This window comes from Paraburkholderia sp. RL18-085-BIA-A (assembly GCF_046027075.1).
In the GTDB taxonomy this organism is placed as follows: domain Bacteria; phylum Pseudomonadota; class Gammaproteobacteria; order Burkholderiales; family Burkholderiaceae; genus Paraburkholderia.
Genome location: NZ_JARESU010000012.1, coordinates 91,976 through 105,628 on the forward strand (window position 1 = coordinate 91,976; position 13,653 = coordinate 105,628).

General features: G+C 63.3%; 15 protein-coding genes. 9 read left to right on the plus strand and 6 right to left on the minus strand.

From position 1 onward, the window contains the following. Positions 1-162 precede the first annotated feature (162 nt). From P0D89_RS11405 to P0D89_RS11425, 5 genes are all read left to right on the plus strand, one after another. On the plus strand, positions 163-729 hold the full coding sequence (locus P0D89_RS11405) for a GspH/FimT family pseudopilin (RefSeq protein WP_408355371.1): 567 nt from the start codon (positions 163-165) through the stop codon (positions 727-729). Next, complete coding sequence (locus tag P0D89_RS11410; RefSeq protein WP_408355374.1) at positions 726-1,172, plus strand: type IV pilus modification PilV family protein; 447 nt, start codon at positions 726-728, stop codon at positions 1,170-1,172. Before P0D89_RS11405 ends, P0D89_RS11410 begins: the two co-directional genes overlap by 4 nt. Further along, positions 1,172-1,978, plus strand: coding sequence for a PilW family protein (locus tag P0D89_RS11415; protein WP_408355552.1), 807 nt, complete (start codon positions 1,172-1,174; stop codon positions 1,976-1,978). Before P0D89_RS11410 ends, P0D89_RS11415 begins: the two co-directional genes overlap by 1 nt. A gap of 149 nt (positions 1,979-2,127) precedes the next feature. Continuing rightward, on the plus strand, positions 2,128-2,586 hold the full coding sequence (locus P0D89_RS11420; RefSeq protein ID WP_408376615.1) for a pilus assembly PilX family protein: 459 nt from the start codon (positions 2,128-2,130) through the stop codon (positions 2,584-2,586). A gap of 10 nt (positions 2,587-2,596) precedes the next feature. Then, positions 2,597-3,028, plus strand: a complete 432-nt coding sequence (locus P0D89_RS11425; protein ID WP_408376571.1) for a type IV pilin protein — start codon at positions 2,597-2,599, stop codon at positions 3,026-3,028. 77 nt (positions 3,029-3,105) lie between these two features. Here the strand turns inward: P0D89_RS11425 and P0D89_RS11430 are convergent, their stop codons facing one another. From P0D89_RS11430 to P0D89_RS11440, 3 genes are all read right to left on the minus strand, one after another. Continuing rightward, the gene (locus tag P0D89_RS11430; RefSeq protein WP_408355380.1) at positions 3,106-3,591 is read right to left on the minus strand and encodes a DUF3318 domain-containing protein; all 486 of its coding nucleotides are present in this window, start codon (positions 3,589-3,591) and stop codon (positions 3,106-3,108) included. 164 nt (positions 3,592-3,755) lie between these two features. Beyond that, positions 3,756-4,142: a phage holin family protein gene (locus P0D89_RS11435; RefSeq protein WP_408355383.1), complete on the minus strand. Its 387-nt coding sequence runs from the start codon at positions 4,140-4,142 to the stop codon at positions 3,756-3,758. A 129-nt stretch (positions 4,143-4,271) separates the two neighbouring features. Beyond that, positions 4,272-4,574 carry an ElaB/YgaM/YqjD family protein gene (locus tag P0D89_RS11440; protein WP_028198798.1) on the minus strand — a complete coding sequence of 101 codons (303 nt, stop codon included), beginning with the start codon at positions 4,572-4,574 and terminating at the stop codon, positions 4,272-4,274. Positions 4,575-4,903: 329 nt separating this feature from the next. On the opposite strand from P0D89_RS11440, the gene P0D89_RS11445 reads away from it, so the two are divergent. Next, positions 4,904-5,542 (plus strand): peroxiredoxin, encoded by a 639-nt coding sequence (locus tag P0D89_RS11445; protein ID WP_408355386.1) that lies wholly within the window; start codon positions 4,904-4,906, stop codon positions 5,540-5,542. Positions 5,543-5,707: 165 nt separating this feature from the next. On the opposite strand, the gene P0D89_RS11450 is transcribed toward P0D89_RS11445, so the two are convergent. Further along, entirely contained in the window at positions 5,708-6,898 is a 1,191-nt protein-coding gene (locus P0D89_RS11450) for an acyl-CoA dehydrogenase (RefSeq protein ID WP_408355389.1), read from the minus strand. 94 nt (positions 6,899-6,992) lie between these two features. Between P0D89_RS11450 and P0D89_RS11455 the strand changes: the two genes are divergently transcribed. Next, positions 6,993-7,778, plus strand: a complete 786-nt coding sequence (locus P0D89_RS11455) for an IclR family transcriptional regulator (RefSeq protein WP_408355392.1) — start codon at positions 6,993-6,995, stop codon at positions 7,776-7,778. A 16-nt stretch (positions 7,779-7,794) separates the two neighbouring features. Here the strand turns inward: P0D89_RS11455 and P0D89_RS11460 are convergent, their stop codons facing one another. Next, a complete protein-coding gene (locus tag P0D89_RS11460) occupies positions 7,795-8,628 on the minus strand; it encodes an EAL domain-containing protein (RefSeq protein ID WP_408355395.1) in 834 nt (277 codons plus the stop codon). A 348-nt stretch (positions 8,629-8,976) separates the two neighbouring features. Between P0D89_RS11460 and hmgA the strand changes: the two genes are divergently transcribed. Both hmgA and fahA read left to right on the plus strand, forming a co-directional pair. Beyond that, on the plus strand, positions 8,977-10,323 hold the full coding sequence (gene hmgA, locus P0D89_RS11465) for a homogentisate 1,2-dioxygenase (protein WP_408376572.1): 1,347 nt from the start codon (positions 8,977-8,979) through the stop codon (positions 10,321-10,323). Next, complete coding sequence (fahA, locus tag P0D89_RS11470; RefSeq protein WP_408376573.1) at positions 10,320-11,621, plus strand: fumarylacetoacetase; 1,302 nt, start codon at positions 10,320-10,322, stop codon at positions 11,619-11,621. Before hmgA ends, fahA begins: the two co-directional genes overlap by 4 nt. A gap of 196 nt (positions 11,622-11,817) precedes the next feature. On the opposite strand, the gene P0D89_RS11475 is transcribed toward fahA, so the two are convergent. Beyond that, on the minus strand, positions 11,818-13,581 hold the full coding sequence (locus P0D89_RS11475) for a pyrrolo-quinoline quinone (RefSeq protein WP_408376574.1): 1,764 nt from the start codon (positions 13,579-13,581) through the stop codon (positions 11,818-11,820). Positions 13,582-13,653: the final 72 nt, after the last annotated feature.

The window sequence follows — 13,653 nt, forward strand, 5'->3', positions numbered from 1 at the left end:
TTGCTCCACGCGTTGTTTCTCGCATCAGTCTCTCCCCGTCTATGATGGTTCGTCGCGTGCATTCTTACGCGGGATAGTGTCCGAGTGCCACCTGGCCATCCGGCCGATTGCCGAGCCACTTTCAAGTCGCTAGATTGGCTGCATTCTTCGAAATGATCAGGGATGCAGATGAAATGCGATGTGGTTTGCCGGCCGCCGGATAGCGGCTTCACGCTTGTCGAAACGCTGGCCGTGATCGCGCTGCTAGCGGTGATCGCGGTGATGGCGACACCGTCATTCGTGGCGTGGCGCGTGCGCGATCAGGTCGACGCGCGTGCGAAGGCGTTGGCGTCAACGCTTGCCTATGCGCGCAGCGAGGCGCTGCGGCGCGGCGCACGCGTCACCGTGTGCAGGATCGATGCGGCGCGAGCGTGCCTTGCCTCGGGACAGCCGTGCGCCAGCGGCATCACCGACTGGTCCTGCGGCTGGGCCGTGCTGGCGGAGCGAGGCGGCATGCTGTCGCTGCTTCGCACGCAGCCGCTGCTCGCGGCGGTGAGCATCACAGGCGTGCAGACGAATCTCACGTTCACGCCGCCGGCGGGGCAACTGATCGGCACGTTTCGCAGTTTCGATGTCGCGCCGCAAGCACCAACCCAGGCGACGAAAGGGAACAATTGGCGACGCTGTATCCATATTGCCGCGGGTGGACGTGCGCGGATTTCCGAGGGTGCGTGCGGAGCGGCGTCATGATGCGGGGTTCGTCGAAGCTGCGCAGGCCTCGTTGCGCACTGAAGTGTCGCGGCAGTTCCCTGATCGAAGTGATGCTTGCGGTCGCGTTGATGGCGGTGACAGCGCTCGGCTTGATTGCCGGTCAGCTGTGGATCGCGCGCGAAGCCCGTGCGACGTCGATGCGCGAACAAGCGACGTGGATCGCCGACTCGGTGGCGGAAGCCACGTATGCGCCGGCCACCGTCGATGCCGCAACGAGGCAGTGGAATGCCCGTGCAAGCGTCCTCTTGCCCCAGGGCGAAGCCTCGGTGACAGGGAACGCTGGCGTGGCCGCTGCGCTCGTGACATGGACTTCCGTGCACGACATGCCGTCTCCCGATGATCCGATCGACAAACCGGAGTCTTGTGGCACAGCGGATGTTCCCGCCGGCTCCTCGTGCGTCGCGCTGGCGTTCGCACAATGATGCGGCGCCGGCATTTTGCTCGTGCTCATACGCTGCTCGAACTGGTGATCGCGATGGCGCTGGGACTGGTGGTGACGGCGGCCGCCGTGTCGCTCTATACGAACCAGCGACGCGCGTTCGAGTACGCGAGCAATGCGATGCGAATCCGCGATGCGGGTTTGACCGCGCTCACGCTCATCGGTCAGCAACTGCAAATGGCCGGCTTTACGCCCGCGGACATCGTGCGCTACGACGGTCCACCGCCGTTGTTCGGCTGTTCGGGCGGTCGGCCGACGGGCGCCGACGATAGCCTTGCGTGCACAAAGTTGTCGAGTGGCTCCGACGGCGTTGCGGTGCGCTACGTGGGAGACAGCGTGTCCACGTGGCAATCAACAAGCGGGCAGGCAACCGATTGCCTTGGACAATCCGTGACAGGCACCGCGGCCGTGCCCGCCGATCAGGGCGTGCTGATTGTCAACCGGTACTTCGCGAGTATCAGCGGATCGACCGGCGAGCCGGAGCTTTACTGCGAGGGCAATGGCAACGCGGGGTCCGCGCAGCCGCTCGTCGAAGGTGTCGAGAGCGTGCGGATCAAGTACTGGCTGGCCGGAGCTCCTGATGCGATAGCCGCGTCGGCGGTGCCTGTCGATCAATGGGCGGAGATCGTCGCCGTCGATCTCTGCGTGCTCGTGCGCGGCGCGCCACAGGCGCAGCGTTCACGCTATGTCGATTGCGACGGCGTGAGCGTGCTCGGTGCCGACTTGCGACCGCGGCAGGCGTTCTCGCGGCGAGTGGCGTTGCGCAATCAGACGGAGGTTGCTTTGTGACGATGCGCCCAGAAATTATCAGGCAGCGCCGTATGCATGAGCGGTACCGTCGACGTCACGGCGAGCCGCCACACTTACGTGGCCTCGATCGCGTGGGTCATGCTTCACGCGCTCGTCATCGCGGCGTTGTTCTGCCGATTGTGCTGCTGATGTCGGCCATGATGCTGGCGACCTCGGCAATCTGGTTCGAAACGTCGCTTGCGGCGACGCGTGCGGCTGCCAACGTGCGCGACTATTTACAAGCTTTCCACGCCGCGGATTCGGCGCTGACTTTGTGCGCGCGCAGTGTCGTCGCGGCCGGGGCTGACGCTGGCGTGTCGGAAGCGACGCAGGCCGCGTCCGGCGAACCGGTTCAGTGGAAACTCGAAACCGCATTTGAAGCGGGCGCGATTACGCCGGTCGCGCAATGGCCCGGATCGCTCCGCGCCCCGCAATGCCTGACCGAGGCCTGGCGTTTAGCGACCCGTGCCGATGCTCGGGCTTACTTGCTGACGTCGCGCGGCTTCGGCCGGACGAGCGACTCGCAGGTATGGCTGCAGATGGAACTGGTGATCGACGGCGAGACGATCGAACGTCATTGGCGGCGCGTCGTCGCCAGGCCATTTTGATGGGAGGCGCATGACGAGGCTGCGCACATCGGCGTTTACGCTGCTTGAACTAGTGATCGCGTTGGCGATAGCGGCCACGCTGGCCGCATTTGCCGTGCCGTCCTATCGCAACCACGTAGCGCGAACGCATCGTATCGACGCGGCGTCCGCGCTGTATCGGGCGGCGCAATTCGTCGAGGGAGCGGCAAGCGACGGCGTGCCGGCATTGCCGCCGGGACTGGACCAGGCGCCGCAATTCGGTAGCGCGATATATCGGTTGCGTGTACTGCCGGCTGACGACACAAACGGCGGCTATTCGATAGAAGCGACGCCAGGTGAATCTGGCCCAATGCGCGATGATCCGTGCGGCACATTTACACTCGACGCGACAGGACAGCGGGGCAACAGAAGCGATGTGAACGGTGTGACACCGGCAAGCAATGAATGCTGGAATATGACTTAGCGACTTAGCGACTTAGCGACTTAGCGCGGCCCGGCGACCAGCCGACTCACCGCGCCGCAGCCGCCTACGCAACTGCCTCAATACCCGCTATTCGTCGATTCAGCCTGCACGCGAGAAGCGGCATCGACAGCGGAATCGCGCTTCATCTGCTGCCAGATCCGATACGCTTCCCAGGCGGCAAGCCCAAGGCTGCCCCATTTGAGGGCTGGCTTCGCGCCCGCTACGACGGTCGCGCGCAACGGCTTGGCGAGCAGCAAGGACGCGATCGAGCTGATGAACGGGTACTGTTTGAGCAGAGCGCCGACGGTTCCCGCATTGATGACGCTCGCCTTCGACCCTTTGCCCACCCGCATCCCGCCGAAGCCCGGCAGGACGAATTTCAGCCAGCTGAAGCGCGTGACCGCCTGCCGCAAGTCGAAAGTCGCCTGAACCAGTTCTATGCGTTCGACGTCTGCTCGCACTAGCAGTAATTCCTTGCGAAGCGCTCGCAGGTGCGGCGCGCTCAACTCTTTGCTCTGGTGGCGCGTGTTACGGAATGCGGTATCGGAACGGGTCTGGCTCATGGCATGTCGGCTGCGGTAGAGGTGGGACGGCTAATGACGCTGCGAACGGACGCTGCAAAAACGGACTCTGCGACAAGGCTCTGCAAATCGCCTGAGACTCTTCCTCGACGAAGTCAACGAAGAAGGTGCCGGGCGCCGAACGCACGCCCCTTACGTCCGCTGTCTCAAGGCTTGCGAAACGCGTCGCGGTCTTTTTCGAATTCGGCGATGGTGGCTTCGAACACCATCGGCGCATTGCGTAACCCGCTGCGAGCCTTCAGCGCACATGCGAGCCCCGCAATCGCATAGAACGCGGTGATGCCGGCGAGTGCCTGCCATCGGTAGGTGTCCCAGAAGGCGATGGCAATCAACGCGGTGAGGGCGATCAGCGCCATGGTGGCAAGCATCATGGCGGCAAGGCCGAGGAACAGCACACCGAGCAGACGGTCTTTCTCTTCGGCGAGTTCGATGCCGACCAGTTCAAGCCGCGTCTGCAAAATGGCAAACACGGAACCGATAATGCGGCGCAACGGACTTTGTTCTCCGCGCTGCGATTGTGTTTCGATCGTCATGGCTGTGGGCGTTGCGCGTAGAGGCGCGTGCGAACATGCGCGCCAAGAGAAGCGGACCGGCCAGGCATGCGCCGGTCAACTCGATTCACTGATGCGCCGGACCCGATTCGTCCGACGGACGCACCAGCGTTACTTGCGGTTGATCAGCAGGCCCAGCAGCACGCCGGCGCCCGCGGCAATGCCGATGGACGCCCATGGATGCTCATGGACGTAATCGTCGGTGGCACGCGCAGCCTTCTTGCCTTTTTCGACAACCACGACCTGTACGTCAGCCGCCTTTTCCTTAGCCTGCTTCAGACGCGTAAGCGCCGTTTCGCGCAGTTCCGAAGCGCGCTCGCCGGTGGCGCTCGCGGCCTGTTTCAGCAGATCTTCAGCGTCCGCGAGGACGGTTTTGATATCCGACATCAATCTCTCCTTGTTGACTTCCGACATTGACAGCTCCCCTTTCGTCTCACGCCACGCGTGAATCGTAACCAAAGAAACGGCCGCTGGCGAGCGCAGTGCCCGGTTTGACTCCAACAATCGCATGAACCGTTCCCGACTGGACAAGGCATGGAATCCTCCCTTAAGGGGCAATCCAGCCAAAGTTTGCTTAAGATGGAGTTGATCTGTCCCGCAAAGTTTCCACCAAACGGGTGAAAATTACAAAAACGCATAAGGTAGTGATGCGATGTTCGTTCGGGAATGCGGCTGTTGCCGTATGCTTCGAATTTTTAAACCTGCGGGCAAACACTCGCGGCAGACCGTAAGGAGATGTACTGATGAGTTTACGTCTTGGCGATATCGCGCCGGATTTCGAGCAGGAGTCGAGTGTCGGCCGGATCAGGTTCCATGAATGGCTGGGAGACGGTTGGGGCGTGCTGTTCTCGCATCCCGCTGACTTCACGCCGGTCTGCACTACCGAACTCGGGTTGACCGCCAAGCTCGCCGGCGAGTTCGACAAGCGCAATGTGAAGACGATCGCGTTGTCGGTCGACAGCACGGAGTCGCACAAGGAGTGGATCAAGGACATTAACGAGACGCAGGCCGCCAATGTCGGCTTCCCGATTCTCGCGGACGGCGATCGCAAGGTGGCCGAGTTGTACGACATGATCCATCCGAACGCGCACGAGACGCTCACGGTCCGCTCGCTGTTCGTCATCGATCCGAAGAAGAAGGTGCGCCTGATCATTACGTACCCGGCCAGCACCGGCCGCAACTTCGACGAAGTGCTGCGCGTGATCGACTCGCTGCAACTCACCGACAATCACTCGGTCGCGACGCCGGGCAACTGGAAGCAGGGTGATGACGTGGTGATCGTCCCGTCGCTGAAGGACGAGGAAGTCATCAAGCAGAAATTCCCGAAGGGCTACAAGGCACTGCGTCCGTACCTGCGCATGACGCCGCAGCCGAACAAGTAAGGGGCTATCGAGCCGCGAAGCGGGTGATTGATTGCAACGCGCAACGTGGCGGCTTGACGTGAGAAAGGCCGGTTCGAATGAACCGGCCTTTCCTTTTTCACATGGTCCGCATCGAGCGGCGAGCTTGCGCCGCAACCCGCGCATCAGCGAGGCATCAGCCCGGCATCAGAAAAACGCCTGAATACCCGTTTGCGCGCGCCCGAGAATCAGCGCGTGAATATCGTGCGTGCCTTCATAGGTGTTCACCACTTCCAGGTTCACCAGATGACGGGCGATCCCGAACTCGTCCGAGATGCCGTTGCCGCCGAGCATGTCGCGCGCGAGCCGTGCAATGTCCAGCGCCTTGCCGCATGAATTGCGCTTCATGATCGACGTGATTTCGACGGCCGCTGTGCCTTCGTCCTTCATGCGGCCGAGGCGCAGCACGCCTTGCAGGCCAAGGGTGATTTCGGTCTGCATGTCGGCCAGTTTCTTCTGGATCAACTGGTTCGCGGCGAGCGGCCGGCCGAACTGCTTGCGATCCAGCACGTACTGACGCGCGGTGTGCCAGCACGCTTCGGCGGCGCCGAGCGCGCCCCAGGCGATTCCGTAGCGCGCCGAATTCAGACACGTGAACGGACCGCGCAGGCCGCCGACGTTCGGCAAGCGGTTCTCTTCCGGCACGAACACTTCGTCGAGCACGATCTCGCCGGTGATCGAAGCGCGCAGACCGACCTTGCTATGGATGGTCGGCGCCGACAGCCCCTTCCAGCCCTTCTCGAGAATGAAGCCGCGAATCGAATCCTTGCCGTCTTCCTCGAGCTTCGCCCACACGACGAACACGTCGGCGATCGGCGAATTGGTGATCCACATCTTCGAACCCGACAGGGAATAGCCGCCGTCGACTTTCTTCGCCCGCGTGACCATGCTGCCCGGATCGGAGCCGTGGTTCGGTTCGGTCAGGCCGAAGCAGCCGATCCATTCGCCGGTGGCGAGCTTCGGCAGGTATTTCTGCTTCTGCGCGTCGGAGCCGAATTCGTTGATCGGCACCATCACCAGCGACGACTGCACCGACATCATCGACCGGTAGCCGGAATCGACGCGCTCCACCTCACGCGCGATCAATCCGTACGCAACATAGTTCAGACCGGGACCGCCGTATTGCTCGGGAATCGTCGGGCCGAGCAGGCCGAGTTCGCCCATTTCGCGAAAAATCTCGATGTCGGTTTTCTCGTGACGGAACGCTTCGAGCACGCGTGGTTGCAGCTTGTCCTGCGCGTAGGCCGCAGCGGCGTCGCGCACCATGCGTTCGTCTTCAGTGAGCTGCTGATCCAGCAGCAACGGGTCTTCCCAGTGAAACTGCGCGGCCTCGGCCATGACGTATCTCCTGATTTCTTGCTCGATCCAAGCTTGACTTAAGTTCCGCTGTGCGAAACAATGTTTTGCAAACGACACCCGAGTGTACCACCCTATGACGCACGCAACCACTTTCTCCGAACCCATCGACGAGCGCAAATTCGTCGCCGCTCTCGCGCGCGGGCTAGATTTGCTGCGCGCGTTCAAGCCTGGCGAGACCATGCTCGGCAATCGCGATTTCGTCGAGCGCACCGGCTTGCCGAAGGCGACCGTGAACCGTCTCGCCTACACGTTGACCGTGCTCGGTTATCTGCGCCTGGACGAATCGCTCGGCAAATATGCGCTCGACGCCGGCGTGCTGTCACTCGGTTTCGCGCTGCTGTCGGGCACCGACACGCTCGAACTTGCGCGTCCGCATATGCGCGTGTTCGCGCGCGAGGTGGGCGCGGCGGTCTCGCTGGGGTGCCGCGACGGGCTCGACATGATCTATCTGGAGACGATCCGCAGCGAGACCGCGCTGACGCTCGGCCTCGCATCCGGTTCGAAACTGTCGATGCTGACGAGTTCGATGGGGCGCGCCTACCTGGCCGTGCAGCCGGCCGATGCGCGCGCCGCGTTGCTGGCCGAACTCAGGAAGGCAGCAGGGAAAGTGGGCGCGGCGCTGGTGGCCGACGCCGAAGCGGAGATCGACGCGTTCGCCACCGAGCGCTGCTGCTATTCGTTTCGCGCGTGGCACGACGACGTGAACGCGGTCGCGGTGCCATTTCGCGAGCCGCGCGAAGGGCGCTGGCTGGTGCTCAGTTGCAGCGGGCCGGCGTCGTCGATGGGAGAGGACGTGTTTCGCGAGAACGTCGCGCCGCGTCTGAAGACGCTCGCGCGGCGGCTGGGCGAACCAGGTTGAAGCGGGGTGCGCGCTGTCAAACCGCCCGGTCGTGATAATGCGCGTTGAACAGCGGCCCTTGCACGAAGCGCACGTCGTACTGTTGCAGTGCGACGAACTGCGGCTCGTCCATCACGCGATTGAAAATCAGCGGAATCCGCAACCGGTTCGCATAGCCGACTAGCGCCTTCACCATCGCTTCGCGCAACGCCGCCGCGGCATCCATCTTGATGAAGTCGAGCCGCGCCGTTTCCGACACCGACAGAATCTGCCCCGCATTGGACAGATTGCCCGCTACCTTGAACCCGTAGTGCTGGTAGCTCTTGGTCAGATAGCCGAGAAAGGTCTTGTGAGCGACCGCCGCCGCCGGCAACTCGATCACCACCCGCGACGGGTTCAAGCCGAACGACATCAGCACGGTCGAGAAATGCCGGCCGTGGTCGTATTTCACGCTCTTGAGCAGACGCTCATGCACGCGCAGAAACAGCAGCCCATGCCGCTGCGCGCCGAAGAAATTGATCGCGTGCAGCGCGCGCGACATGCGGTCCAGCGCGACCAGTTCCTGATCTGCGCCGCAGCGGTCGAACGGATCGAACACTTCGAACGGCGCCGCGCCCAGTTGATGGGTGACGGCCTGAAACCCGAGTTCATCGCCGAACCGGTCCACGCCCTCGGCCCCCGATGACAGCGACTGCGCCAGCGCATGTACGCTGATGTCGAAGATCGGCTCGTAGGCGCTGGCGAGTTCCATTCCGTCGAATTGCGCGAGCGCGATGTCGTTGTGCACGCCTTGTCCCATCACCAGGTGTTCGCCCAGAAACGGATGGCCGGCGGCGCGGGCAATGAGGTCGGGGATGGTCGGCGGAATCATGAACGCGAATGAATGGCGACAGGGAGGGCGCACCCGGCGCCCGGCAACGCGACTGGATTGCCGCGTCCTTCGATGGTAGCAGTCCGCAATCCGCGCACATGAACAAAATGCTCATAACGTTATCGGCCGAACGCTGATGGGGCGGCCCGGCGCGCGGTTTTACGGCCTGAGTTCAGGGTATACGTTAATTTTACTATTCGTAATTCATTTTACTATACGTAAATCTCGTCGCAAGTGAAGAGCGCAGTTGCGCTCGTGCCTGCGCTCGCTGGCGCCACGTGGCGACACATCCGTGTGGATCGCGGCCCGTGCGAATCGAAAGATCGAGTACCAATGGAGAACCTTTGCATGGATACCCCAACCCGTACGCCGTCGCCCGCCAGCTCGCGACTCGAAATCGAGCCGGGCTATCAGTCGGGCTTCGCGAACGAATTCGCGACTGAGGCGCTGCCCGGCGCGCTGCCGGAAGGCCGCAACTCGCCGCAACGCGCGGCCTATGGTCTGTATGCCGAGCAGTTGTCGGGCACCGCGTTCACCGCGCCGCGCGGCCACAATCGCCGCTCGTGGCTGTACCGGATTCGTCCGGCGGCCGTGCACAAGCCGTTCACGCCGCTGCCTTCCGGGCGGCTCGTCGCCAATTTCGCCGAGGTGCCGCCGACCCCGCCGAACCAGCTGCGCTGGGACGCGCTGCCGATGCCGGCCGAGCCGACTGATTTCATCGACGGCTGGGTGACGATGGCGGGCAATGGCGCGGCCGAAGCGATGAACGGCTGCGCTATCCATCTGTACGCGGCGAACCGCTCGATGCAGGATCGCTTCTTTTATAGCGCCGACGGCGAATTGTTGATCGTGCCGCAGGAAGGCCGCCTCGACATCGCGACCGAAATGGGCCGCCTCGAAATCGGGCCGTTCGAGATCGCGGTGATCCCACGCGGCGTGCGCTTTGCCGTGAGCCTGCCGGACGACGCGGCGCGCGGCTACATCTGCGAGAACTTCGGCGCGCTGCTGCGCTTGCCGGATCTCGGGCCAATCGGCTCGAACGGCCTCGCCAATCCGCGGGACTTCCTCACGCCGCACGCCGCCTATGAAGACCGTGAAGGCGATTTTGAACTCGTCGCGAAGATGAACGGCCAGTTGTGGCGCGCGGACATCGGCCATTCGCCGCTCGACGTGGTCGCTTGGCATGGCAACTACGCGCCGTACAAGTACGACTTGCGGCGCTTCAACACGATCGGCTCGATCAGCTTCGACCATCCGGACCCGTCGATCTTTCTGGTGCTGCAATCGCAAAGCGACACGCCGGGCGTCGATTCGATCGATTTCGTGATCTTCCCGCCGCGCTGGCTCGCTGCCGAAGATACGTTCCGTCCGCCCTGGTTCCATCGCAACGTCGCGAGCGAGTTCATGGGTCTCGTGCACGGTGTGTACGACGCGAAGGCCGAAGGCTTCGTGCCGGGCGGCGCGAGTCTGCACAACTGCATGTCGGGTCACGGCCCGGACGCCGACACGTTCGAGAAAGCCTCGCACAGCGATACGTCGACGCCGAAGAAAGTCGGCGACACGATGGCCTTCATGTTCGAGACGCGCACGCTGATCAAGCCCACCCGTTTCGCGCTCGAAACCGCGCAATTGCAGGCGCATTACTACGAGTGCTGGCAAGGTCTCAAGAAACACTTCAACCCGGAGCAACGATGAGCGCAATGAGCGATCTCCAGGCGACGCTCGATCCGTCGCGCAAGAGCTGGGTCGAGTCGGCCAACGATTCGACCAACGATTTTTCGATCCAGAATCTGCCGTTCGGCATTTTCAGCGACCGGCACAACGACGCGCGCCGCGTGGGCGTGGCGATCGGCGACCAGATCGTCGACCTCGCTGCGTTGCAGACGGCGGGTTTGCTGAACGTGTCCGCGAAGACCGAGGTTTTCGCGCGCGACACGCTGAACGATTTCATCGCGCTCGGCCGCGACGCCTGGCGCAGCGTGCGCATCCAGTTGAGCGAGTTGCTGGCACGCGACACCGCGACGCTGCGCGACGATGCCACGTTGCGCGCCAGAACGCTGGTGCGCCAGGCCGACGCGCAATTGCATCTGCCGGTGCAGATTCCGGGCTATACCGACTTCTATTCGTCGAAGGAACACGCGACCAATGTCGGCTCGATGTTTCGTGATCCGAAGAATGCGCTGCTGCCGAACTGGCTGGAGATTCCGATCGGTTACAACGGACGCGCGTCGTCGGTAGTGGTGAGCGGCACGCCGGTGCGCCGTCCCAACGGTCAGTTGAAGCTGCCGGATCAGGAGCGTCCGGTGTTCGGCGCGTGCCGCAAGCTGGATATCGAACTGGAAACGGGTTTCGTGATCGGCGCGGGCAATGCGCTGGGCGAGCCGATTGCCTGTGCGAATGCCGAAGCGCACATCTTCGGCATGGTGCTGCTGAACGACTGGAGCGCGCGCGACATCCAGCAATGGGAATACGTGCCGCTCGGCCCGTTCAACGCGAAGACCTTTGCGACCACGATCTCGCCGTGGATCGTGACGCTCGACGCACTCGAACCGTTTCGCGTCGCGCAGCCGGTTCAGGAGCCGCAGCCGCTCGCGTACCTGCGCCACGACGGCGCGCATGCGTTCGACATCCACCTCGAAGTCACGCTGCGCCCGCAACAGGCGAAGCAGGCGAGCACGATCTCGCGGACCAACTTCAGGCACATGTACTGGACGATGGCGCAGCAACTCGCGCATCACACGGTATCGGGCTGCAATACGAGAGTGGGCGACCTGATGGGCTCGGGCACGATCAGCGGTCCCACCGACGATTCGTACGGCAGCCTGCTGGAATTGACCTGGAACGGCAAGAAGCCGCTGGAGTTGGACGAAGGCGGCACGCGCACGTTTATCGAGGACGGTGACGAGTTGACGCTTGCCGGCTGGTGCCAGGGCGATGGGTATCGCGTGGGCTTCGGCGCGTGCGCGGGTGAGATTCTGCCGGCGCAGCGCTAGGCGGCGAATGAAGAGGACCGGCCGGCACCTGTGCCGGCCTTTTTTATTCAACGTGGCAGGCGGCCGGGCGGCGAGTGCGCCGGGCGCTCGTGTTGTCGAATGGACCGAAGGCTTCCGCCGTGCCCGATCGGTAGAGCCTTGCAAGCGTCGTCGTCCATTGCTGCGCGTGCTGCACGCGCCAGGAGCGCCGGACCATTTACCCCTTCAGCAAGCCGAACACCGCGACGCCGTTCGTCGTCCCGACATAAACCTTGCCGTTGGCGATCATCGGCGTGATGAACTTGTTGCCCGCGCCGAACTGATCGCGGGTGCCCATCTGGTTGCTGTTGTATAGCTCGACGGCGAGATTGGCCGGATCGAACGCGTGCAGCGCCGCCGTGGTGCCGTTTTCCGTGGCCCACACGATGCCGTTCGCCGAGCCGTTGGCGGAGATGCTGGGTGTCGTGCCGGGATAGGCGAATGCCATCGTGGTCTGCGCGGTCGGCGTCGTCGACAGCAATGCGTTGGTCACCGTAAACGCCTTCAGGTTGTCGCCCACCGAGCCGAAATAGACCCTCCCGTTGAAGTATGCGGGCATGCCGAACTCTCCGCCGTGCATCGTCTCCTGAATCTCCTGATAGATGTTGTTGCTCGCGGCATTGAATTTGCCCATCGAGTCGCGGTTCAGCACGTAGATGATGTCGTCCTTGCCCGTGCCGAGCGTGAGGTGCTGGACGACGCCGTTTGCATCGGTGAGATCGGGCAGCACGAGCGCGCCGCCGGAACCGAGGTCTTGGTCGGCATTGGACTCCTGAACGGTGTTCGACATCGCGAAGTAATCAGCGACGGCGAGTCCGCTTGTCGTGCCCAGTTTCAAGAATGAATTGCCGAAGTTGCCTTGCGCGGGAAAGCTATTCGAGTTCAACGTGGTGTCGAATGTGCCGTTGCCGCCCATCAGGTAGATCGACGTGCCGTCCGACGCGGGCCCGGCTCCGCTCATCCAGATTGCGCCGCCCGAACCGTTCGGCGTGAGGTTGAGCACGCTGGTCTGCTGCAAGGTGTCGGCGCTATAGGCCATGATCCAGCCCGTATAGGCGCCGAGGTCGCAATGCGAGGTCCAGGTCGTATAGATCACGCCGCCAAGGAGCAGCAAGCCCGCACGCTCCGCATACGCCGCCGGCGCGAACACGACGTGGCCGTTCGAACTGTTCGCGCCGTTGCCGGGGTAGGTGGCGGCCACTTCCGTTGGTCCGTTCAGCAGTTCCGCGCCGCTCGCGAGGTCGAGCGCGTGCACGCGTTGATGGTAGCCGCCGCTCGCGTCTTTCGACATCGCGACAAGATAGATCGTGCCGTGCGCGCCGCGTGAGCGGTCGATCACCGGCGTTGACGTGATGCCGATCTCCTTCGTGATCTGGCCGCAACCGAGGTCGTCGCTCGGCGTTTCGTTTTTGCCGAGCGTGCTGACCTGCCAGAGCTGCGTGCCGCTGTCGGCGTCGAGTGCGTACACGCTGTCGTGTTCGGTCACGACGTACAGCACGTTGTGGGTGCCGCCCGCGATCGCCAGCGACTCGACAAAGAGGGGTTGCGCGTCGACCTTGCCGTCGGCGGCGAAAAAGCCGACCTTGCCGAACGTCGTCGCGTTGACGTTGGCGGGCGTCAGAATGGTCTCGTTGAGATTCTGGCCGGTGCGGCCGATGTCGTTGTGATAGGTGAGGACGTCATGGGTGATGGCCATCGCCGTGCCGTCCGACGACATGCCCGCGCTGCCGCTGCCCGAACCTGTTGCGCCGCTGCCTCCCGTCGCCGTTCCCGCGCCCGATGCACCCGACGCCCCCGATGCGCCGCCGCTGCTCGCTGCGCCGCTCGTTCCTCCGCTTCCGTTGTCGCCTCCGCCACCACCGCAATCGGCGAACAACATCGCGCTCAGCAGGATCAATGCGCCTAGCAGATAGAAGCGGCGCGGGGTGTGCAGAGTTGGCATGGCGGACTCCCCCATTGCATACGGCGGCGCCATGAGGCATGGGCCGTTCAGCGAAGGGCCGTGCAATGTGGA

Coding starts and splice junctions, on each gene's coding strand:
- P0D89_RS11425 (WP_408376571.1), top strand. CDS start 2,597: ATGACGAGGCTGCGCACATCGGCGTTTACGCTGCTTGAACTAGTGATC.
- P0D89_RS11415 (WP_408355552.1), top strand. CDS start 1,172: ATGCGGCGCCGGCATTTTGCTCGTGCTCATACGCTGCTCGAACTGGTG.
- P0D89_RS11435 (WP_408355383.1), bottom strand. CDS start 4,142: ATGACGATCGAAACACAATCGCAGCGCGGAGAACAAAGTCCGTTGCGC.
- P0D89_RS11445 (WP_408355386.1), top strand. CDS start 4,904: ATGAGTTTACGTCTTGGCGATATCGCGCCGGATTTCGAGCAGGAGTCG.
- P0D89_RS11440 (WP_028198798.1), bottom strand. CDS start 4,574: ATGTCGGAAGTCAACAAGGAGAGATTGATGTCGGATATCAAAACCGTC.
- P0D89_RS11430 (WP_408355380.1), bottom strand. CDS start 3,591: ATGAGCCAGACCCGTTCCGATACCGCATTCCGTAACACGCGCCACCAG.
- hmgA (WP_408376572.1), top strand. CDS start 8,977: ATGGATACCCCAACCCGTACGCCGTCGCCCGCCAGCTCGCGACTCGAA.
- P0D89_RS11455 (WP_408355392.1), top strand. CDS start 6,993: ATGACGCACGCAACCACTTTCTCCGAACCCATCGACGAGCGCAAATTC.
- P0D89_RS11420 (WP_408376615.1), top strand. CDS start 2,128: ATGTCGGCCATGATGCTGGCGACCTCGGCAATCTGGTTCGAAACGTCG.
- P0D89_RS11450 (WP_408355389.1), bottom strand. CDS start 6,898: ATGGCCGAGGCCGCGCAGTTTCACTGGGAAGACCCGTTGCTGCTGGAT.
- P0D89_RS11405 (WP_408355371.1), top strand. CDS start 163: ATGCAGATGAAATGCGATGTGGTTTGCCGGCCGCCGGATAGCGGCTTC.
- P0D89_RS11460 (WP_408355395.1), bottom strand. CDS start 8,628: ATGATTCCGCCGACCATCCCCGACCTCATTGCCCGCGCCGCCGGCCAT.
- P0D89_RS11410 (WP_408355374.1), top strand. CDS start 726: ATGATGCGGGGTTCGTCGAAGCTGCGCAGGCCTCGTTGCGCACTGAAG.
- P0D89_RS11475 (WP_408376574.1), bottom strand. CDS start 13,581: ATGCCAACTCTGCACACCCCGCGCCGCTTCTATCTGCTAGGCGCATTG.
- fahA (WP_408376573.1), top strand. CDS start 10,320: ATGAGCGCAATGAGCGATCTCCAGGCGACGCTCGATCCGTCGCGCAAG.